We start from the raw sequence: 21,597 nt of genomic DNA on the forward strand, positions 1-21,597 counted from the left end.
AGGAAGTTCCGTACCTAGTTGTAGGTAATTTTTATCCATTTTTAAGTTTTATTGTACAAATAGAATATATCATATAACTTAGTTTATGCTTGCCAGATAGAGGCGAAAAAAAATACGTATAAATTCCTGCTCCCCAGTTAGTAATACTCTCCCCCCAAGAGGTTTAATGAAAGTACTTTCTTAAAACTTAATACTACCGCCATGGCCATGAAAACCGTTGGTGCTGGAGTTGTATCTCAAAAAAAGGCTGAGTCAAACCTGAAAGCTTTGCAAAAAAAGCTTCAGCGCCAGAAGCTGACAGAGGTTAAGCTGTCTGAACCAGCAATTTTTTCTGGTATACTGGAAGCCTTGCCAGACGCGTACCTGGTCTTGTCCCCCGAACTACAGATTAAAGGGGCTTCCAACGCCTATCTGGAGACCACGGGTTATACCCGGGAAGCCCTGATTGGCCACTCTATTCTGGATGTTTTTCCGCGGAGTTCTCAGGAGCAGGAGCTTAGCTTTGCAGAGGCCCTGGAAGAGTCTTTAACCCAGGTTCTGGCCACCGGTCTGCCCCATGAAATGAGCCTGCAGCGCATAGAGCAGCCTAGCCACCCGCAAGAGGATGGTGCCTCTAATGTGAAGTATTGGCGGGTGCTCCATACCCCCCTGGTGCAGGAAAACGGGGTAATCCTCCATATCCTCCATAAGATAACAGACGTAACTGCCCAAGTGCAGAAACAGCGCCTGATAGAAGGCCTCACCCTGGAACGCGAAGCCATCCAGGCCGCCCTGGGCCAGGCCCAAACCGTACAGCAGAAATTAAGGGAAGAGCAACGCCGCCTGAAGCAGGCAGAGGCCTCTGGCCACTTGGGGAGCTTTGAGGTGGTGTTCCCAGAGGGAGTGGTGTTCTGCTCAGATGAATTATTCAGGATATACGGGATGGAGCCGCATGAGGAGCCCATCATCTTTGAAGGGTTTTCTTCCTACATCCACCCAGATGACCGCAGCCGCTACAAAGAAGCCGTGCATGGGTTTTACCAGGAGAAAGGCGGCCTTGACTTTATTCATAGGATCATCAGGGAAGACGGCCAAACCCGGATTGTGCATACCCGCAGTGAAAGCGTGCTGGACGTGGAAGGACGGGAAGTAAGGATCTTCGGCACCATGCAGGACATCACGGAGCAAAAGCTGGCCCAGGATAAACTGGAGGCCAGTGCTGCCGTGCTACTGCAGGCTGAAGCCGTGGGCCACACCGGCAGTTATGAGGCAGATGTGGCCACCCAGGCCTTCAGTTGCTCAGATGAGATGTATCGCCTGTTGGGGTTAGAGCCCCAGTCAGTGGCGATTACCCTGGATGTCATAGACTCCATGTCCCACCCCGAAGACGCGGCCAGGATCAGGCAGCAGTTGGAGCAGGTGCTGGCGGCCAGAGGGGCTTACCAATACGTGCGGCGTATTTATTGGCCAGACGGCCAGATGCGCTACATAGAAGGCAAAGGGAAAGTGATCTCTGATGAAAACGGCCAGCCCGTAAAATTTGTGGGGGCCATGCATGACATCACGGACCAGGTACGCACAGACCTTATCCTGGATACCATCAATGAGGTCTGCTTTGAACTGGATGAGCAACTAAGATTCCGGTACGTCAATAAAACGGCCTACACCACCTGGGGCAAGGCGCCGGAGGAAGTGCTGGGAAAAGAGTACCTGGAAGTATTTCCGGAGGCGAAAGACTATGGCTGCTACCAGATGATTATACAGGTGTACCAGACCAAGAAACAAGCCCTTAGGGAAGTCTATAGCCCGGTAGAACAAAAATGGTTGTTTTACAATGTCATGCCCGCCCAGTCTGGCCTCATTGTGCTGTACTTTGACATTACGGAGAAAGTGGAGGCCCTGGAGGCTATTTCCATGAAACAGGAGGAGCTTAACCTGTTGGTGGAAAACGTGCCAGACTTGATCTCGCGCTGGAAAAAAGATGGCACCTGTGTGTACGCCAACTCCAACTTTGAGAATAAGTTTGGCCTGGAGCCAGGAGCGGCAGTGGGCAAGAGCGCCTATGAGATGGGGACACCTTCAGGGCCGATCCTTTCTTTCCTGTCTTGCCTGAAAGAGGTTTTTGCTACGGGCCAGCCCCGTGACAGTGCCTATGAGTTTACCATGCAAGGGAAAACCATTTCACTGGTCACCCATCTTGTGCCAGAACTGGCCCCAGATGGATCTGTTGACACGGCTTTGGCCATTGGCTATGACATGAGCCAGATATGGCAAGCTAAAGCCGAAATCAAGAAGCACCTGCACCTGCTCAAACAGTCTGAGGAGATGGCAGGGTTGGGCAGTTGGGAATATGACATCGCGGCCGGCACCATTACCTGGTCTGAGGGAAGGTGTACCCTGTTCCAGATAGAGCCGGGCAGCGCCGGTCCCCCCGAGCTGTACCTGCAGTACGTGGTGCAGGAAGACATGGAGATTGCCCAGCGCATTGTAGAGAATTTACGAGTGCACCACCAGCCTTTTGAGGAGACACTACACATTAAACATCCGCAAGGCGTAAAGATCCTGAAGATGAAAGGGGTAGTGGTGGAAGACAGTGACGGAAAACCAGCCAAGATCCTGGGGGTGGACTGGGACATCACGGAAATGGAACGGCTGGTAAGTGAAAACGAAAAGATAAAGCTAAGCCAGCAAAATGAACTGCTGTTGGCGGTGCTGGAAACCCAGGAGACAGAACGGCTCCGGATAGCCGAGGCCCTGCATAACGGCATTGCCCAACTCATGTATGCTGTAAAGCTCAACCTGAACCAGGTTATTTTGGACCGGTCGGCTATGCAAGACCGCCAGGTAAAAGAGTGCGTGGGCAAGGCAGATCAGATTTTGGTACAGGCCATACAGGAAGTGAGGACCTTGTCACATGAACTCATGCCCACCCCTTTGTCTGACCTGGGGCTGGAGGCGGCCTTCAAAGATATCTGCGCCACCTTGTCTACCAAGCAACTGAAGCTGAATTGTTGGGCCTATAACCTGCATACCCCATTAGAGAAACACTTTGAACTGGCCGTGTACCGTATTGCCCAGGAACTGGCGAACAACATGGTAAAACACGCCCAGGCTACAGAGGCCAGCCTGTTGCTGCGGGAACAGCGGGGAACCCTTATTCTGGAGGCGGAAGATAACGGCAAAGGCTTTAACCCCGTGCAGCTGCCAGATAAGGGCATGGGCCTGAAATTTATCCAGGACCGCGTAAAACTGCTGAACGGAACAGTAGAAATAGACACCCAGCCAGAGCGCGGCACCACCATCACGGTGTTTATTCCTATTCCGGTCCACACGGCAGACGGTTCTAAAGGATAACATATTTGGAGGCATATAAGGCGGCAGACCGGGCTACTAGAAGTTATATTCTGGTAGCCCGGTCTGCCGCCTTTTGGTTCATGGTTTTTCAGGGCTACGCCAGGAACGTGCAATGGTTTTGTTCCTGATCATTTAGCTCTCCCTGCCTTCCAAATTTGCATTCCCGTTCGCATTGCTTAATTTAACCCCTTGGGCTAAATGTGTCCTAGTGCCCTTTAAAATGCAGCACAGTCTGGGGAAGAAGCGCCTAAATGCACCATTCTGGCAGGGAAATCCGTTTATCCTCCAGAACCGGGCATTTATACTTATTCTTGGCTTGCCCTGCTACCTGATTTCCTGTTCCTGACCATACCTGATGACCGCTACGTCCACGTCACTTCCCCATCTGCTCAAGCAATACCAGCGCCGCCTGCTCAATTTGAGCGGCTCCAACCGTTCTTTGGTGTTGCTGAAACCTTCGGCCAGCCTGCACCTGGATCTGCACGCCCTGGACCACGCCCACAAAGGCCCGTCATTTGGCTACGTGCAGGACCTGATGGCCGGCAAGCAGACCATTACCCTCTGTGAAGTGGCAGATGCCCGTGACGCAGCCTTGGCGCCTTTGACCAAGAGCCTGAAAACCATTCAGCGGCGGGCCAACATGATTTGGGAGGAGCGGGGTGCCAAAGAACTGTTTGTAGGCTGGCCCTTTGTGGAAGGCGCCTTCCCGGACGGCACGCTGGTGCGTTGCCCGCTGGTGTTTTTCCCGGTAGAGCTAAAGGTAAGCGACAAGCGGCAATGGCAACTGGTACGCAGTGAAGATTCCCCAGCCTTCTTCAACAAAAGCTTTCTGCTGGCCTACGCCCACTACTATAACGTGGCGCCAGACGAGAACCTCATGGAAGAGGACTTTGAGGATTTTCCTTCAGATGCCCTGGAGTTCAGGACCAGACTGTATGAGACCTTAAAAGCCAGTAACCTGGAGATCAACTTCAACCAGGAGCTGCTCCAGGACGTGCTCCTGCCCTTTAAGGCCTACAAACGCGAAGACCTGGAAAAGACCTGGAAACCCGGCCAACTTAAACTCCAGCCCGAAGCTGTATTGGGAATTTTTGCCCAAGCCGGCTCGTACCAACTCTCAGACTATGAGGAGCTGCTGGAGAATCCGCCTACAGACTCTCTGGAAGAACTGCTTTTACCCCAGACTGAGGGCAACCCGGCACATGCCCAACTGGAGCAGCAGCTCTTCACCGCCTTTGACGCAGATGCCTCACAGGAATCGGCGCTGCGGCAAGTGAAGTCGGGGCAGAGCGTGGTGGTGCAGGGGCCTCCGGGTACCGGGAAGTCACAGCTCATCTGCAACCTGGTGTCAGATTACCTGGCCCGCGGCAAAACCGTGCTGGTGGTCTGCCAGAAACGCGCTGCCCTGGATGTGGTGTACCAGCGCCTGTCTACCACCGGCCTGGAGCAGTTCTCGGCGCTGGTGCATGACCTCAACCTGGACCGCCCCGCGGTGTTTGCCAAAATACGCCACCAGATTGAGCAGGTAGAAGAGTACCAGAAACAGAACGCCGGCCTCAGCAACATCCAGGCCGAGCGGCAGTTCCTGGAAACCAGCCGCCGCATTAACCAGATCTCAGAACGGTTAAATGATTTAAAAGAAGCCCTGTTTGACACCAGCCTTAGCGGGTGGTCAGCGAAGGAACTGTACCTGCGCAGCAACCCCCGGGCTCCGCACCTGCCCGCTGAGGGGATTTTCAGAGGCCTTTCGGCCAGCACCTGGCAAGAGTGGCGTCCGCGGTTGCTGCATTACCTGCAAGATGCCGTGGCGCTGCAAGACCCAGATTTCCCGTGGAACGACAGACGCTCCTTTCACCTGCACACCTTTGCGGAGCGCCAGAAATTAAACCGACTACTTAAAGACATTCCGGCCACCGTTCAAGCCGCGGCCGCGCAGGTAAGCCCATTGCTACCCGCGCAGGCGGAGCCTTGGGACGGCCTGCAGGCTCTCTTGCAGGAACTACACACGCTGCAGGCGGTACAGACAACGCTGCAGGACAAAGCTGTTTCGAGGCTGTTTTTCGGAAATCTGCTCCAAACCAAGGAATACAAACAACGCGAGGCCCAGCTGCTGCAACTGCAACGAGAAACGGCAGCCTCACAAGTGCCTCTTTCCCACGAAGAGGCGCAGCAGCTCTCCCAACTACTGGCTGCCTATGACCAGGCCCACCGCGGTTTTATTGGCAAGATCGGCTGGAGTTTCTCTTCAGACAAAAAGAAACTGGCCGCCTTCGCCGAAGGCAAAAAACTCACCAACCCAGACTCGGCGGTAGAGCACCTTCGCACGGCCCTAAAAGAATGGGAAACGTTGCAAACCCAGTGGAAAGGCCTGCAGGAACTGGAGCCTATCTTGGAAATTCCAGCGCAGGATTTCTATTCCCCAGAGGCAAAGCAGGAACTGGAGGCGCTGCTGCCCGCCTGGGAGCAACGCAAGGCCCTGCACAAACTCACGGCCTATGAGGTGCTGCCCCATGAAATGCTGCAGCTGGCCCCCGAGCGTTTTAAAGCCGTTTTTTCAGAAACCCTGCCAAAACTTCAGCAACTGAAAGAACAGGTGCGCGAGTGGGAACGCTTGCTCACGCCAACCCAAATAGAGCTGCTGGCCACTGATCCCGCCGCCCCGCAGAATTTCACATTGAGTCTCCAGGAAAACTTTGACCGGCTGGTGGCCTTTGACGCCTTGCTGCAGACCTTCGCCCCGGAACTGAAAGCCTGGCTGGAGGAAGTGCGCACCGCCGTACCCGAAGGCGTGGAGGCGCAACTACAAACCCTGGAAAATAGCGTACTACTGGCCTGGCTCCAGCACATGGAGGCCCACCATTCGGTGTTGACCATGGTGAGCACTGGCGAGCTGGACCGGCTGGAAACCGAGCTGCAGGAACTCATCAAGCGCAAGTCTGACCTCAGCCGCCAGATTATTCTTCTGAACCTGCGCGAGCAGACCTACCAGAACATGGAGTATAACCGCCTGGGCAACCCGGTCACCTACCGGCGGCTGCTTACCCAGGTAAGTAAGAAACGTTTGCTTTACCCGCTGCGCAAACTCAACGCACAGTTCGGCGACGAGATACGGCAGCTGCTGCCGTGCTGGCTGGCTTCGCCTGAGACGGTGTCGGCGCTGTTCCCGTTAGAGCGGGTGTTTGACCTGGTCATCTTTGACGAAGCCTCGCAGTGCTTTGCCGAAGTAGGAATTCCGGCATTGGTGCGTGGCAAGCAGGCCGTGGTGGCCGGTGATGAGCAGCAGTTGGGGCCTTCAGATCTGTACCGCGTGCGGTTTGGCAACGAAGAAGAGGAAACCGAGGAACTGTTGGTGGAATCCTTGCTGCAACTGAGCGCGCTGCATCTGCCGCAGGCCTTGCTCTCTGAGCATTACCGCAGCCAGTACCCAGAACTCATCCAGTTCTCCAACCAGAATTTCTACCAGCATAAGCTGCAGTTGATACCCAGGTTTGAAGCCATGAACGCCGCCGAGCCCGCCATTCAATACCTGAACGTAAACGGTGTCTGGGAAAACCAAACCAATAGGGTAGAGGCAGAGCGCGTACGCGATCTGGTATTTGAACTCATCGCCAGGGGCGAAACCAACATTGGCGTGATTACCTTCAACTTTCCGCAGCAACAGCTGGTGCAGGACCTGCTGGAGGAACAGGCCTTTGCCCAGAATACCACGTTGCCTGAGGAGCTCATCATCAAGAACATTGAGAACATACAGGGTGACGAGCGGCAGTATATTATCTTCTCCATTGGCTACGCGCCCGATGCGCAGGGCGTGGTGCGCGCCATGTTTGGAAGCTTGAACGCCGCCAAAGGCGAGAACCGCCTGAACGTGGCCATTACGCGCGCCATCAAGCGGGTGTATGTGGTGACCAGTCTGTGGCCGGAGCAGTTCCCGGTAGAGAATGCCAAGCACATAGGGCCACGGCTGCTTCGTGACTACCTGGCCTTTGCCCGGCAGGTGAGCGAGAAAGGCTTCACGCCGCAGCCCGCGCCGCCCGCCAACATCCCGTCGGCGTTGCTGTTGTACCCGCTGCTTTTGGCCCGTTTTGGGAAAAACGCCTCCGAAACAGAAATATCCGCAGAACTTCCTTTCGCAGACCTTACTTTCCGCAACGGAGAACGCTACCAGGCCGTAGTGTTAACCGACGACGACCTGTACTACCGTCGGCCCTCCGCCAAGGCTTCTCACGCCGATGTTCCGCTTCGCCTCAAGGCTCGGGGCTGGAAATTTGGGGCCGTATACAGTCGTCAGTTCTGGAGCCAGCCCGAGCAGGTCTGGCAACGACTAAGCGAACTGTACCAACACCATGAAAGATAAATTACTTGAGATCACCGTAGGGCTTTGCCTCTTGATTATGGTAGCCTGTGACACCGGCTCCTCTGCCAAAGAAGAAACCACCGCAGACACCAGCACTAAAAAAGAAGGCAAGAAAAAGAAAGACAAAAACCAGGCTACCCAGGGCTTTGCCGTAAACAACACCTATGACCTGCAAGAGGTAAGCAAGATGGGCAAGAAGACCGTGCCCGAAAGCTCTGGCCTGGAAACCTCTGCCGACGGAAATTACTGGACCCACCCAGACGCCGGCAATGACGCGGTGCTCTACAAAGTGAACCCATCGGGTGAGTTGCTGCAGACCATGACCGTGCAGGGCGGCAAGAACCATGACTGGGAAGACATCGCCCGAGGCGAAGACGGGTTCCTGTACATTGGTGACATGGGCAACAACGAGAACAACCGGAAAGACCTGCAGATTTTGAAGGTAGACGAGAAAGCCCATAAAGTAGTGGGTACTATTCCCTTTAAATACGCCGACCAAACCGAATTCCCGCCGAAAAAGAAGGAGATGAATTTTGACGTGGAGGCCTTTCTCATGCACGGCAATAATTTCTACCTCTTCACTAAGAACCGCGGCAAAGGCGATTGGGTGAAACTCTACAAAGTAGCCAATCAGACCGGCGGCACCCAGACCGTCACTGCCTTGGATAGCCTCCAGATCAGCACTAAGATTACGGCCGCAGACATCTCGCCCAACGGTCGCCATATTGCCCTGCTGGGCGAAGGCTGGGTCTACCTGTTTGACGAACCTAGCCCGGAGCAGGTATTCAAAGGCAAGAAAGAGCAGATACCGTTAGGCAAAGTGGGCCAGGCAGAAGGATTGGTTTTTACCAATGACACGGACATGATGATCTCTAACGAGGCCGGCCGCCTATTCATGCTGACTTTGAAAAAGTAGTGCCAAGCAAGGCCGGGCGCTGGTAAATCCACTACTGGTTGTGCTACCGTCTTCCATGTTGCGCCGCGGATGTTGGGAGAACTCCACATCCCTGTCACGCGACTGGAGACAAGCGCCAGAAGGTTAAAAACCATTGAGGTTAAGTGAAACCTGTGGGATGCTAAGGCCTCACAGGTTTTGCGTTTTAAGCCTGTTTTTCTGAAAACGGCCCTAAAACGCTGGCTTTGATTTTCCGTTGTAAAGAAGCACAAGGGGATCCAGAAACGTGACCCTTCATCAAACCGAAAAGATTATGTCTGACATCATTTTAGTAACGGGTGCCACCGGCACTGTAGGGTCTGCCACCGTAAAGGCACTGGATAGTTTAGGGGCCAACGTACGGGCGGGCGTGCGGTCGCTTATTAAGGGCGAGAACCTGAAACGCCTGCCGGGGGTAGAACTGGTAGAGCTGAATTTCGCCCACCCGGAAAGCTTGCGCGTGGCCTTCACCGGGGTTTCTACGGCATTTCTGATTACCCCTTTTTCTGAGGACCAGGTGCAGATGGCCAAGCAATTGATAGATGCGGCGCAGGAAGCGGGCGTGCGGCACGTGGTGCGCCTGTCAGCCAGCGGGGCAGAGGCGAAGCCCGGTATCCAGCTGGGCCGTTGGCACCGGGAGGCTGAAGAATACCTAAAAGCCAAAGAACTGAACAACACGGTACTGCGGCCGGGGTCTTTCATGCAGAACTTTGTGCACCAGCAAGCCGGCACCATCAAAACTGAAAACGCATTTTACCTGCCCCTGGGTCAGGGACGCGTTTCTTACATTGATGCCCGTGACATAGGCGAAGTGGCTGCTGAAATACTCCTTCGGCCCGAGGGCCATGACGGCAAGGCCTATACCCTTACCGGGCCGCAAGCCCTCACAGGAGACGAGGTGGCCGAAGTATTCTCCTCTGTGCTGGGCCGGGAAATAAAGTACATAGACGTGCCCGAGGGCGCCGCGCGTAATGCTATGCAACAGCAGCAACTGCCCGCCTGGATGATAGACAGCCTTCTGGAATTATATAGCATTTCACGGGCCGGTTATGCCTCTGGCGTGACCAGCGACGTGCAGGCCGTGACTGGCCGCAGCCCGTACAGCTTCCAGGAGTTTGTGGAGACCAACCGTGACTGTTTTTAGATACCATTAAAAGCAAAAAGGAGGGATCTGTTTTGAGGCTAGTTTTTATAAAACAGGCTTAAAACAGATCTTTCCTTTTTTTAAGTAAGCGTCTATTCCTGTGCGCTAGCCATCGCCCGCATTTAGGGATAGGGTAAATAAATAAGCTTGCTTAGAAAACACCGCCCATTCTCCTGTCTCATTTGCCAGGGTTGATTTGGCTAGTGGTTAAAAGGGCATTGTGTATTATGGATGACCTCACTTCTTTACCAAAAAAAAGCCCCGCTGAAAACAGCGGGGCTTTTCTATTAATTGCTAGTGAAAGCGCTTAGTCACGGTCTTCTCTAGAGGAAGAACCGCCACGAGAGGAACGTCCGCTACCGCTGCCGCCTCTGTTGCTGCCACCAGAAGATCTGTCATCATGCTGGGAAGAACGGCCGTAGTCAGAACGGTTTTCATAGCCAGATCCGCCGCCGCCGTACTGTGACTGGCCGCCTTGTCCCTGGCTGCCGTAGCCGCCGCGTGAACCCATGTCTGAAGACGAAGAACCATAGCCGCTAGAGCCGCCGTAGTTGCTTCCGCCCTGGCCATAGCCACCCATACCATAGTCACGGTTCTGGCCGCCATAACCGCCGCCGCTCATAGAGCCGCCTTGGCCTCTGTCTGATCCGGAAGAACCGTACCCGCCACGTGAGCCCATGTCTTGGCCCATGTTGCCGTAGTTAGAGCCGCCGTAGCTTCCGCCTTGTGAACCTTGGCTTGAGCCGTAAGAAGAGCCGCTGCCGTATTGGCCGCCCCCTTGTGAAGAACGTGAACCGAAGTCTCCGCCTTGGGAGTTATAGGTACCGTATCCACCCTGGCCGCTTTGACCACCACGACCGCTCATTGAGCCATAGCCGCTGTTGTCGCCACCTTGGTTAGAGCGCTGCTGACCGCTGTGCCACTCCTGGTTACCGCCTTGTGACGAACCATAACCACCGCGTGAGCCCATGCTGCTGTTATCCATGGAGCCGCCGTAGCCGCCGCGTGAACCCATGTTGCTGCCCATTGAACCAGAGCCGTATTGGCTACCGCCCATGGAGCCAGAACCGCCGCCGTAGCCGCCTTGTCCGTAGTTGGAGCCGCCGCGGTTGCTGCTGCTGCTAAAGTCTGAGTTGCCGTCATAGCCGCCGCCTTGTGAGCCGCCGCGTGAACCGTATTCCTCGCCATAAGAGCCGCCTCTGGAGCCCATTGAGCCGTACTGGCTGTTGCCCTGGTTGCTGAAGCCTTGGCTGTAACCGCCTTGGCCACGGCCTTGGTCGCCGCCGTGCATGCCATAGCCGCTTTCATTGCCATAGCCCATCTGGTTTCCATAGTAGCCAGAGCCACCGTAGTTTGAATAGCCACCGCGGTCAGATTCTGAGCGGCTGGAGTTTCCGGCGTAGCCGCCTTGTGAACTCATGCCGTATGGGTTAGAACCCATGCCTGAGCCACCGCTCATAGAGCCGCCCATGCCAGAGGAACTGCCATAGTTGCCCCCGCCTTGTGAGCCAGAGCCACCCCAGTTTCCTTGTGAGCCGTAGCCACCTTGGTTACCGTAGTTGCTTCCGCCCATAGAACCATAGCGGTTGCTTTGGTCGTCCTGGTTGTTCCAGTTGCCACCGCCTTGTGAGCCGCCGTAGCCACCTTGGTGGCCGTAGTTACCGCCACCGTATTGGCCTCCGCCCTGGTTGCCGTAGCCGCCTTGGCCCTCATTGTAGTTGCCGCCACCAGAGTTGCCGCTCATAGAGGAGCTGCCCTGGCTGCCATAGTCACCTCCTTGGGATCCACCGTAGCCCATGCCGCTGCCCATAGAGGCAGACGAGCCTTGCATGGAGTTGTCTGAGCTGGAAGAAGAAGACTTGCCAGAAGATTTTCCGGAAGAGGATTTGCTGCTGCCAGATTTAGAGGCGGTGGAAGAAGAAGACGCGCCTGTTTTAGAGCTGGCCTTTGGAGTAGAAGAAGATTTGCTGCTTCCTGAAGTGGAGGAAGTGGAAGAGCCTTTTTTAGAAGTACCAGAAGAGCTGCCGGTAGAGCCGCCAGTGGTAGAGGACATGGAAGTTCCAGAGCTGCCTAAGCCAGATCCTGATCCGCTTTCACCCATGTTGCTGGTAGTTGACCCCGTAATGCGTTGTGAACTGAGAGACCCCAGACTAGCATCTGAGTCTGAGCTTTTACCCATGCCTCCAGAGGTAGAAGAAGAAGCGTTTGTACCAGTGTTGCTGCTTGAGCCAGAGGTAGATCCTGTGTTGCTGTTTTGCTGCTCTTTTTGATTGTCTTTCATGGTTAAATCTCCTTTGTTAATGATTGGTGAATGGTTAGTTAGGTATGATGTTTTTCATGCCAGAGAAAATGAAATTTCATTTCTATCTTCTTCAGCAAGTGCTTAATCTATACGAGTACATGTGGGCATGGTTAACTCTACCTATTATGAATTTTTAAATGAGAAGGATTTAAAAGGAAATAAACCGGAACGAAATGGGGGAATTTAAAAGCGCTTTTATGAAAATGATTTTTTTAGGATTTCGCGTGCCATGCCGCTAGGATGAAAGGGCCTAAAAAAAGCCCGGTGTTTCGGGCCTGTTTTTAGAAAAACAGGCCCGAAACACCGGGCGTATAAACGTACTTTTTTGAGGTGGAAATTGCTTTTCGGCTTTCCTGCTTTCCTAGGTAAAAACCTCTCTGGAGAAACAAAGCCAGGGGAAATGCCTAACTCAGGCAGATAGCTACAGTCATGGAATTTCACCTGATCCTAACTCCCATTTCGCTAGGGAAAAGAGGAAGCTTTCACAAGGCTTTTACCAGACCAGCGGCCTACAAAAAAAGCAAAGGAAAACAGGCGGTTTTTGGGGCCAGGACTAGGCCTTTCCATCCAACAACTGCAGGTAAAACAGCGATAAAATTACTGGCCAGACAAAGTTGTTACCCAGGGTAATTTCGTTGGCTAAGATTTGCCCGTGATGGTGGCGGAAGAAGAGTTTTCTACCTTGGGCGGCTTCTCTACCACCGGGTTGTGCAGTAGCTCATAGGCATCTTCTTTTTCTTCCTGGTTTGGTTCTGGTACGTCATGCTCCTCGGCCTCCAGAGGTTCATAGTTTAACCTAATGAAAATAGGGAAGTGGTCTGAGCCAAAGAACCTAAGCGTTTTTATCCTGATTAACCGGAACGCCGGGTCATAGAACACGTGGTCCAGAGAGTACCGGAAGAAAGGGATGTGCGCATTGTAGGTGTTAAAGAACCCACGGCCAATGCGGGGATCCAGCAAGCCGCTTATCTTCCGAAACAAGTTGGTGGTATAAGACCAGGCCACGTCATTCAAATCGCCGGCCACAATGGAGGGGAGCGGCGACTCTTTGGCCATTTTAGCTACCATGAGCAGCTCGGCCTCGCGGGTATCAGTGTCTTTGTTGAGGTGCGGCGGCTGTGGGTGTACCGTGAACAGGTCAAACATCTTTCCGGTGGGCAACACAATCTGCATGTAGAAAGACGGAATTCCTTCTTCCACCAGAAAGCGCACCTCTGTGTTAACCAGCTTGAACTTGCTGTAGAACATCATGCCATAGGTGTTCTCCAGGGGCTGCTTAATACAATAGGGATAGCGTTTGTCCAGCTCAGAAATAGCGTCTGCCCAGCCATGGTCTGGTTCATTGATGAGCAGCATGTCTGGGTCTGTTTCCCGCACCACCTCCAGAAACTTGTGGTATTTTTTGTTAGACATGCGCACGTTGGAGATCATAAACCCGAACGAGTTTTTGGGTGCCTTGATCTTTGACCGCAGCGCCTGCACTTTGGCCAGGGGCGTGAACTGGTACACATGAATGAGTTCATTCATGATGGCTAGGCCAATTAACCCGCCAAAGAGCTGCTGCGACAGGGTGTCAAACCCATAGAACCATCCATAGAGCGCCAGGGTAAGAAACCCAAGCGTTGCCACTTGTACCCTAGGGAAGTCCAGGGCCCTGATCCACCAATAGGTGCTTTTTACAAGGGTAAGCAAAGAGGCAATAATGACAATACTGCCAAGTACCTCAAGGGCCGTTTTCATAATATAGGATTTGGTTCGTTCACATACTCATTTCTGGGTACAGGGTTGCCTGTGTGGAAAGGTTCTGGTCGGGCCTAAAAAGAGTAGTGCTGTTTTGGGACCGTAATCAGAATAACAGACCTAAAACAGCACTACTCTTTTTTGCCGGGAAATGTTTATTCCGTCGCTTTCTCTACCCTAATGCCCACGGCCATAATACCTGGCAAAGGGTCTTGGCGCATGTACTGGTTGAGCTTGAGGCGGTATTTGCCTGCCTGCGGGAACCGCACGTTTTTCAGGGCCTTGAACCGGTGGTCAAAGATATCACCGGCGCCTTTGCCCCGGGGCTCGCCGGTTTTGGGGTCCATGAGGTACATCTCATGCAATTTGGAGCTTAACTGTTTTCCGTCTGGCCCATACAGGTAATGCCGCAGGTACAGGTTGTAGAACGGGTAATGCAAGGCGTTGCGCACGTTAAAGTACACGTTGTATTGCTGCGTGGTGTCTGTAATCTCAAACTCAAAAGCCGGGGCCAGTTTCACCGGCCACTGGTTGTTGGCAATGTCCTGGTTTTCTTCAAAGACCCGGTTGGTGTCACAGCTGGCAGTCAGCATGACCAGGGCGCACAGGCCCAGGAATAGGTGGAGGCGCTTTCTCATTTATCCTTCTGGCGTTGGGGTAGGAGCACTACCTTCTCCGGTGCCCGGTTTACGGTTACGGTGATTGCGGTTGCGGCTTCTGCGGGCACGTTGTTCGCCTTCGGGCCGTGGGGCTCGTTCTTCCTGATCTGGCGCCGCACCGTTTCCATTAATGGCAGTTCCTTCCGGGCTTGCCTGCCCGCGGTTTTGCTGCGGCTGCGGACGCGGACCCTGAGGGCGCTCTGGGCGGGGCGGACGGTTCTCGCCTCTGTTCTCGCCTTTGTTTTCTGGTCTGTTTTCTCTTGGGCCACGGTTACGGTCGCCGCCACGCTCACCCCGGGGTCTGCCCTGGCCTTGCGGTTGCTGGCTTCTGTTCTGGTCGCGCTCTGGTTGCGGTTTACCTTCAAGGGCTTCTGGCTTGGTGGCCGAGCGCTCTGGACGTTGGCGCGGCTCCTGGCCTTCGGGCCGGCGGTTGCCGCGGTCACCACGCTCACTACGGTCACGGTCTGGGCGAGGTCTTCCCTCACCTCCTGCGGGCCTTGTGGCACCGGAAGGACGGTCTCTCCTTACCTCTGGCGTGGCAGCCGTGGCCACGGCCTGGCCGTTGTTTTCACCGGCTGGGGCAGCGCCTTTGTTCTTTTTCTTGTTGCGTTTCTTTTTGCTTTTGCCGTATTGGTCGTCCAGGCGGTCCAGGTTGCCTTCAAGAGCTTCCACAAAGTCCACTACCTCTACTTCCTCTTTCTTTACCTCCTGGGCCAGATTCTCGGGCATTTCGCCGGCGGCGTTCATCTTGATCACCTCATGCACCCGTTCTACCGTTACCGGAAACCAGTTGGAGTCACCGCGGTAGCCAAACCACATGATGCGCCGGAAAATATCTGTCTTCTGCAGGAAGGCATCACCGGCCTTGGTCTGCAGCGGGCGGTTCAGGTTAGGAATGTCTTTGAGGGCATCCATGTAGGTTTCCAGCTCATAGTTGAGGCAGCACTTGAGGCGACCGCACTGGCCGGAAAGCTTACTGGGGTTCAAAGACAGGTTCTGGTACCGGGCCGCCGTGGTAGACACGCTCCGGAAATCTGTCAGCCAGGTAGAGCAGCACAACTCACGGCCGCAGGACCCAATTCCGCCTAAACGGCCGGCCTCATGGCGCAGGCTGATCTGGCGCATCTCAATACGCACCTTGAATTCCTCGGCCAGCTTCTTGATGAGTTCCCGGAAATCTACCCGGTCATCGGCTGAATAGAAGAAGGTGGCTTTGGTTTTGTCTGCCTGGTACTCTACGTCTGAGAGCTTCATGCGCAGCTTGAGTTCCTGCACAATAGCACGGGCGCGGTACATGGTGGCGGGTTCCTGCTCGCGTGCGGCGTTGAACTTCTCCATGTCCTTCTCGGTGGCCACGCGGTAGATAGTGCGCAGCTCGTCATTGTTCTGCACCTTCTTTTTGTTCATCTGCAGGCGCACCAACTCGCCTTTGAGCGACACGTGGCCAATGTGGTGGCCGTTGGGAACGTCTACCACCACGGCATCACCGGTGATGAGCGGCAGGCGGTTTACGTTCCTGAAGAACTCTTTGCGCCCGCCCTTAAAGCGGATCTCTACTATATCAAACTCTTTGAAAGACACGGGTATTTCCATGTCTGAGAGCCAGTCAAATACATTTAATCGGTTACAGCCTCCCGTGCTACAACCGCCGTTGCTTTTACAGCCCGCAACTACCTCGGTGCCATCAGCACTGGTTGTCTTGGTGCCGCAGCCGCCACTAGAACATGAACTACATCCCACAGGTCAATTCCTTTATATAGATAATTCTTGTTTTCAAAAAAGTAAGGGGCTCAGGCCAGGGCTTGTGCTTGAATACCAAGCGATTGTGCCAGGTGCCGGGCGTTGGAAGGAAGGGATTGAAAGCAGTGACAGGGGTCCTTTTTTCTTTACTCACCCGCCTTCCGGTCTTTTATCTGAGACCCTAATTAACAAATATATAAACTAAATCCGAATTGGACGGCACGTTTAGCCAAGTTATCAACATAGCGTTTTGAGCCTGTTTTCCAAAAAACAGGCTTAAAACGCCTGAGAGACAGGGGAGGAGGAAGCGAAGATGGACTTGAAACAAATGAAGAAACGGGAAAGATGCCTGAGGGAATACGTTCTATTCGCGGTGACTCCGGTAGAATATTGGGCAGGGCAAGCTTAGGCCTATCATTCCTTGTAAAAAGCCTTAAAGGGCTATGGCGGGTTTGTTCATGAATAGGTGCCTAAAAGGTATTTTGCTGTTTTAAGCCTGTTTTTGGGAAAACGGGCTTAAAACAGGCGTGTCAATTTTTTCTTACCGGAAGTCAGGTTGAAAGGTCTTTTATGCGGAGGCTTCAGCAACCCAATAGGCAACCCAGCTAATTTTATTAGGAGTTGAAAGGCAATCCTTATAAATTACTTCTATAGGTCTACCCCAATGCCATGAAACTTAAAAACCTCCTGCTGTATCTATTGCTGGCCTGCGTGAATGTATCTTGTTTGCTGCAAGAGGAAGACAAGGATACCTTCATCATGGAAGGCGTTATACGGGATGATATCACCCAGCAACCCGTGGCTAATATTGCCATTTTGGTGATGGCCATGACGCCGGGCGGAATATTTGGCGGTAGCCAGGCTAATGTAGGAGAGGGCAAAACAGACGCTAACGGATATTACAGGATTAGGATCAAGGCCCTGAAAGAAGCTGAGCGGCTAGACTACCACATTAATGGGGCCTACCCCACCCAGGAATACGCCTACAAAACTGCCTCTCTTTACCTAAAGGACCTGAATAGAAACGGGACCAATACCTTTGACGTCTTGTTAAGTGCCACCACGCTTCTCAAAATCAAGTTCAAGAATGTGAATCCGTTTTCAGACACTGACCAATTCTATTTCGGTCATTTCTCAGACGGGAATGGGATAGCATCGCCTAAAGGTGAATTTGTGAATTGCGGTACCGTGCAAGTCACAGAGGCAGGCAACTGGTTTGGCAAAGATGTGTGTGGCATTTTAACCGTCTGGACCCTTGCTGACAGGTACACCACCGTTTATTGGAACGTCCGGAAAAATAATGTGCTCCAACAGAACAAAGAGAAGGTGCTGGTGCAACGAGGCAAAACCAATGAATTCATTATTGATTATTGAATAGGCAGCTTACATTTTATTCAAGAATATACTGGAGACCCGACATGACCTTTACTACCCAGCCCACTTTAGAGAATGACAAAGTACTCCTCTCTCCCTTGCAGGAAAGTGATTTTGAGGCCTTGTATGCGGTGGCATCAGACCCTAAGATATGGGAGCAGCACCCTAACAAAGACCGTTGGCGAAGAGAGGTGTTCCAGACGTTTTTTGAAGGAGCCCTTAAAAGCGGCGGAGCCTTTAAGATCATAGACAAAGCAACAAGCGCTATAGCCGGCAGTACGCGCATCTATGATTACAATAAGCAGGACCGCAGTATCTTGATTGGCTACACATTCTTCGGGACGGCCTATTGGGGCAAAGGCTTTAACCCCGCGGTGAAAAGCTTGCTGCTTGATTACCTTTTCAAGTTTGTTGACCGGGTAGAGTTCCATATTGGCGCCGTGAATATCAGGTCTCAGAAGTCTATTGAGCGGCTGGGCGCGAAGAAGGTAGGAGAGCAGGAGGTGGCTTATTTTGGAGAACTCCCCAAACTGAATTATGTCTACAGAATTGAAAAGGAAGATTGGCTCAAAAATAAGACTACAGATGCCTGACCTGGTAAATGCGACTGACCATTAGAAAACTCGGGCTAAACTCTCTTTTACTAAGGCTTTCCATTGAAATAGCAGCACTGCCCAAGAAGTAAGTTGCTGTCCCATGCAAAAGGCCGCCGGTGTGATACCGGTGGCCTTTTGAATTGAGTAAAAGTAAAATGGCTTACTGCCGCAGGAGTACCATGGTTTGTGCGCCATGCTGGGTAATGAGCCTTACCATATAGAAGCCATTTTCAGCGTGGGTTGGGGTCCAGGTTAACTGTACCGGTTCATTGGCCTTGGCTTTGGCGGCAGACCACCTTTTCATGAGCTTACCGCTGGCAGCATAGATCTCTACCGTGTACTCCTGGGCTTGTTGGAACGTGAACGCCAGGGTAACACTGGTAGTGAAGGGATTTGGGTACGCGCGCCAGGAGGCCAGGAGAGAGGCCTGGGCAGGCTGTGCTTCCGGCCCAGAGCAGTTGCCAAGCCGGTCTTCGGGGTGATGGTCCAGGTGGGCTTTTACGGCCTGAGGGGGCAGGCACAGCATTTTTCCTTTGTGGCAGACCATGACTTTGCTGTTCTGCGGTCCGCAGCGCACATCTATGACCGTAATAGTGACCGAGGCGGTGGCAGAGCATTCCCCTTCCATCACCGTGGCGGTAAAGGTGTAGACCCCTGATTGGGTGGGCGTGAACACGGTTTCTGCGGTGTTGGTGCTGCTTAGCCCCACGGCCGGACTCCAGCTATAGGTGGTGCCCCCACTGGCCGTTAGGGTGACCGTTTGGGGTCCGTAGCCCAGATATAAATTGGTCATGACGCCGCCGGTATAGGTAGTTGTGCTTGGCGTGAGCGCAATGGCCGCGTTTGGCGTTACGCAGGCCTCTTCTGCCATTTTTACTATCCAAAAGTCATACCCGCCTACATTGGCCTCCGTCTTGTCCCCGCTGATAGGAGAATTTGACCTTCCGCCTAAAATAAAGCCGCCGTCATTGGTGTAGTCTAATGACTCAAGGTCATCATTCCCGGTGCCGCCAAAGGTTTTGTCCCAGAGTTTGGTACCAACGGCATCCAATTTCACCACCCAGTAATCACCGTTATTACTGTCAGTATCTCGTCTAGGCTCGGTTTTATCATCGCTTACGTCCGAATCAGACCTGCCCCCCAAAAGGAAGCCACCGTCAGGTGTAGCCACTACCGCCACAGCACTTTCACTTCCATCGCCGCCTAAGGTCCTGTCCCATTGGATTTCGCCGGTGTCATTTATTTTCACGGCCCAAAAGTCAAAGTAATCTGAGTAGGTGCTTTTATTGGGCTCAGACTTGTCATAGTTGGCATCAGAGTCTGAGTTGCCCACCAATAAATAGCCTCCATCCTGGGTTGGGACCATGTCTAATATACTCTGGCCGGTCTCGCCGCCCGTGGCACCGTACGTTTTGTCCCATTCCAAAGTACCGGTGGCGCTTACTTTTACCGCCCAGAAATTAAAGTAGCATTCTTCATCACAGAAAACCTTTTGCGGAGAAGTCTTGTCTCCGCTGATAGGAGAGGTAGACCCGCCACCCAAAAGAAAGCCGCCTTCACTGGTCTGGAGGACGGCATTCAATAAATCATAAGAACTTCCGCCAAGGGTTTTATCCCATTGGGGCATGCCGGTAGCGTTAAGTTTTACAATCCAGAAATCTGTTTGCCCTCTTGACGGCTCTGTCTTATCTCCGGTGCTGCCCGAATTAGAGGCTCCGCCCAGTAAATAGCCTCCGTCACTGGTTTGGATCACATCTTCCAAAAAATCAGACCCATTGCCTCCCACGGTCTGGTCCCATTGTACCTTCCCGTTGGCCTTGATTTTTACCACCCAATAGTCATAGATTCCCCTGGAAGGGTCAGATTTGTCACCGCTTTCACCGGAATTGGAGTACCCACCAAGAATGTACCCCCCGTCTGTGGTCTGCTCCAGGGCCATGAGCCGCTCAGGCCCGTCTCCGCCGTACACTTTGTTCCATTCCACGGCCCCGGTGGCATCTACTTTCACCACCCAGAAATCTGGACCTCCTCTGCTGGCTTTGGTCTTGTCACCGCTTATGCCCGAAGAGGAGGTTCCCCCCATGATGTAACCGCCGTCACTGGTTTGCCTGACAATCTCCAGTTCTTCATCTTCTGTACCGCCGTAGGACTTGTCCCATTGTTTTGCCTGCCCCACGGCCAGGGTGGAGCATACAAGTAAACAAAGCAGAAGGGCGAGCCTTGCTGCCAAAAAGAAGGGCCTGAAACCAATAAAAGAAAGGATTGTGTAGAGAGATACATTTACAACCATAGCTAAAAGATAGAAGGTGAAAGGAAAGATTGTTAGCAATAATCGACGTTGCAAAGGCCCCAACTTTGGGCTTACTTGAACCGGAGGAGAAGTGCAGGAAGTGAAAACTTGACTAGCAGAGAAAACACGAACCCCTACCGCTTTCCCAGCGCATGGAGAATGGTGTACCTTAGGGAGAAATGACAGATACTACAGCCAGTAGGATAATGATATAGTACGAATCTTAAAAATATTAAGATTAAATAAAGAAAGAATAGACTAATAACAAGTATAAAATACCAAATTTTAGGTAGGCACTTTTATTTAGAGAGTTAGTAATAGAGAAGAGACCATGATATTAGATAAAGGAACCCTGGAGCTTAGCCAGCGCATTTGGGAGTATCACCATATGCACCATTCCCTTCAGCCGGCAGATGCTATTCTGGTGCTGGGTAGCCATGACACCCGGGTGGCCGAACGGGGCGCCGAACTTTGGCTGCAAGGCTACGCCCCTTGGCTGGTTTTCTCTGGCGGGTTTGGGCGGTTAACGCACGGAAACTTCCTTGAGGCAGAGGCTGATCTCTTCTCTAAGATTGCCCTGAAAATGGGCGTGCCCGAAAGCCAAATTCTAATAGAAAACCAGTCTACCAATACCGGTGAAAACATTGCTTTCTCTTACCAGCTCTTGCAGGAAAAGAAGGTGCCTCTACAAAAGCTGATTCTGGTGCAGAAACCCTACATGGAGCGCCGCACCTATGCCACCTTCCTGAAGCAATGGCCCGGGCCCGAGTTGGAAATAAGCGTCACCTCGCCGCAGCTTACTTTAACCGACTACTGCCATGAGGAAATATCCATGGAGCAGGTTATTTCTATCATGCTGGGTGATCTTCAGCGCATAAAGCTCTACCCAGCCCTAGGGTTCCAGGTGTACCAGGAGATTCCGGAAGAGGTGTGGGCCGCCTTTGAGCAACTAAAACAAAAAGGCTTCACAGATCATTTACTGCCTGAGAAGAATTAGCTGTTTTAAGGGTGTTTTTAGGAAAACAGGCTTAAAACAGGATGGGCTGTAGTTTTTAGTTACCTTAGGTTTTTAAAGGGAGTACCGCTTTTAATTTGGATTGGGCTACTTCGCATTTAATGCAGATAGCAATA

At 52.8% G+C, this 21,597-nt stretch carries 12 protein-coding genes; 7 read left to right on the plus strand and 5 right to left on the minus strand.

Features of this window, described 5'->3' with window-relative positions:
• Positions 1 to 267 precede the first annotated feature (267 nt).
• The 4 genes from ACYVJQ_RS04315 to ACYVJQ_RS04330 all read left to right on the plus strand — a co-directional run bounded on the left by ACYVJQ_RS04315 (position 268) and on the right by ACYVJQ_RS04330 (position 9,765).
• Positions 268 to 3,333, plus strand: coding sequence for a sensor histidine kinase (locus tag ACYVJQ_RS04315; RefSeq protein WP_460891830.1), 3,066 nt, complete (start codon positions 268 to 270; stop codon positions 3,331 to 3,333).
• Positions 3,334 to 3,688: 355 nt separating this feature from the next.
• The gene (locus ACYVJQ_RS04320; RefSeq protein ID WP_460891831.1) at positions 3,689 to 7,687 is read left to right on the plus strand and encodes an AAA domain-containing protein; all 3,999 of its coding nucleotides are present in this window, start codon (positions 3,689 to 3,691) and stop codon (positions 7,685 to 7,687) included.
• Positions 7,677 to 8,603 carry a hypothetical protein gene (locus tag ACYVJQ_RS04325; protein ID WP_460891832.1) on the plus strand — a complete coding sequence of 309 codons (927 nt, stop codon included), beginning with the start codon at positions 7,677 to 7,679 and terminating at the stop codon, positions 8,601 to 8,603. Before ACYVJQ_RS04320 ends, ACYVJQ_RS04325 begins: the two co-directional genes overlap by 11 nt.
• A gap of 292 nt (positions 8,604 to 8,895) precedes the next feature.
• A complete protein-coding gene (locus tag ACYVJQ_RS04330; RefSeq protein WP_460891833.1) occupies positions 8,896 to 9,765 on the plus strand; it encodes an SDR family oxidoreductase in 870 nt (289 codons plus the stop codon).
• Positions 9,766 to 10,072: 307 nt separating this feature from the next.
• Here ACYVJQ_RS04330 and ACYVJQ_RS04335 read toward each other — a convergent pair whose 3' ends face one another.
• The 4 genes from ACYVJQ_RS04335 to ACYVJQ_RS04350 form a co-directional block, all read right to left on the minus strand.
• Positions 10,073 to 12,046, minus strand: coding sequence for a hypothetical protein (locus ACYVJQ_RS04335; RefSeq protein ID WP_460891834.1), 1,974 nt, complete (start codon positions 12,044 to 12,046; stop codon positions 10,073 to 10,075).
• Between the two features lie 660 nt (positions 12,047 to 12,706).
• Positions 12,707 to 13,807 carry an endonuclease/exonuclease/phosphatase family protein gene (locus ACYVJQ_RS04340; RefSeq protein WP_460891835.1) on the minus strand — a complete coding sequence of 367 codons (1,101 nt, stop codon included), beginning with the start codon at positions 13,805 to 13,807 and terminating at the stop codon, positions 12,707 to 12,709.
• Between the two features lie 155 nt (positions 13,808 to 13,962).
• Positions 13,963 to 14,445 (minus strand): gliding motility lipoprotein GldH, encoded by a 483-nt coding sequence (locus tag ACYVJQ_RS04345; protein ID WP_460891836.1) that lies wholly within the window; start codon positions 14,443 to 14,445, stop codon positions 13,963 to 13,965.
• On the minus strand, positions 14,446 to 16,206 hold the full coding sequence (locus tag ACYVJQ_RS04350; protein ID WP_460891837.1) for a PSP1 domain-containing protein: 1,761 nt from the start codon (positions 16,204 to 16,206) through the stop codon (positions 14,446 to 14,448).
• 669 nt (positions 16,207 to 16,875) lie between these two features.
• Between ACYVJQ_RS04350 and ACYVJQ_RS04355 the strand changes: the two genes are divergently transcribed.
• Together ACYVJQ_RS04355 and ACYVJQ_RS04360 are read left to right on the plus strand one after the other, a co-directional pair.
• The gene (locus ACYVJQ_RS04355) at positions 16,876 to 17,580 is read left to right on the plus strand and encodes a hypothetical protein (RefSeq protein WP_460891838.1); all 705 of its coding nucleotides are present in this window, start codon (positions 16,876 to 16,878) and stop codon (positions 17,578 to 17,580) included.
• A 44-nt stretch (positions 17,581 to 17,624) separates the two neighbouring features.
• The gene (locus tag ACYVJQ_RS04360) at positions 17,625 to 18,173 is read left to right on the plus strand and encodes a GNAT family N-acetyltransferase (protein WP_460891839.1); all 549 of its coding nucleotides are present in this window, start codon (positions 17,625 to 17,627) and stop codon (positions 18,171 to 18,173) included.
• A gap of 163 nt (positions 18,174 to 18,336) precedes the next feature.
• Here ACYVJQ_RS04360 and ACYVJQ_RS04365 read toward each other — a convergent pair whose 3' ends face one another.
• Entirely contained in the window at positions 18,337 to 20,406 is a 2,070-nt protein-coding gene (locus ACYVJQ_RS04365) for a T9SS type A sorting domain-containing protein (protein ID WP_460891840.1), read from the minus strand.
• Positions 20,407 to 20,797: 391 nt separating this feature from the next.
• Between ACYVJQ_RS04365 and ACYVJQ_RS04370 the strand changes: the two genes are divergently transcribed.
• Positions 20,798 to 21,463, plus strand: a complete 666-nt coding sequence (locus tag ACYVJQ_RS04370) for a YdcF family protein (protein WP_460891841.1) — start codon at positions 20,798 to 20,800, stop codon at positions 21,461 to 21,463.
• Positions 21,464 to 21,597: the final 134 nt, after the last annotated feature.

This window comes from Rufibacter soli, from assembly GCF_054781795.1.

Bases quoted from the DNA above. Each gene is read 5' to 3' on its own strand.
- ACYVJQ_RS04320 (WP_460891831.1), top strand. From the start codon at position 3,689: ATGACCGCTACGTCCACGTCACTTCCCCATCTGCTCAAGCAATACCAG.
- ACYVJQ_RS04325 (WP_460891832.1), top strand. From the start codon at position 7,677: ATGAAAGATAAATTACTTGAGATCACCGTAGGGCTTTGCCTCTTGATT.
- ACYVJQ_RS04330 (WP_460891833.1), top strand. From the start codon at position 8,896: ATGTCTGACATCATTTTAGTAACGGGTGCCACCGGCACTGTAGGGTCT.
- ACYVJQ_RS04335 (WP_460891834.1), bottom strand. From the start codon at position 12,046: ATGAAAGACAATCAAAAAGAGCAGCAAAACAGCAACACAGGATCTACC.
- ACYVJQ_RS04340 (WP_460891835.1), bottom strand. From the start codon at position 13,807: ATGAAAACGGCCCTTGAGGTACTTGGCAGTATTGTCATTATTGCCTCT.
- ACYVJQ_RS04345 (WP_460891836.1), bottom strand. From the start codon at position 14,445: ATGAGAAAGCGCCTCCACCTATTCCTGGGCCTGTGCGCCCTGGTCATG.
- ACYVJQ_RS04355 (WP_460891838.1), top strand. From the start codon at position 16,876: ATGAAACTTAAAAACCTCCTGCTGTATCTATTGCTGGCCTGCGTGAAT.
- ACYVJQ_RS04360 (WP_460891839.1), top strand. From the start codon at position 17,625: ATGACCTTTACTACCCAGCCCACTTTAGAGAATGACAAAGTACTCCTC.
- ACYVJQ_RS04370 (WP_460891841.1), top strand. From the start codon at position 20,798: ATGATATTAGATAAAGGAACCCTGGAGCTTAGCCAGCGCATTTGGGAG.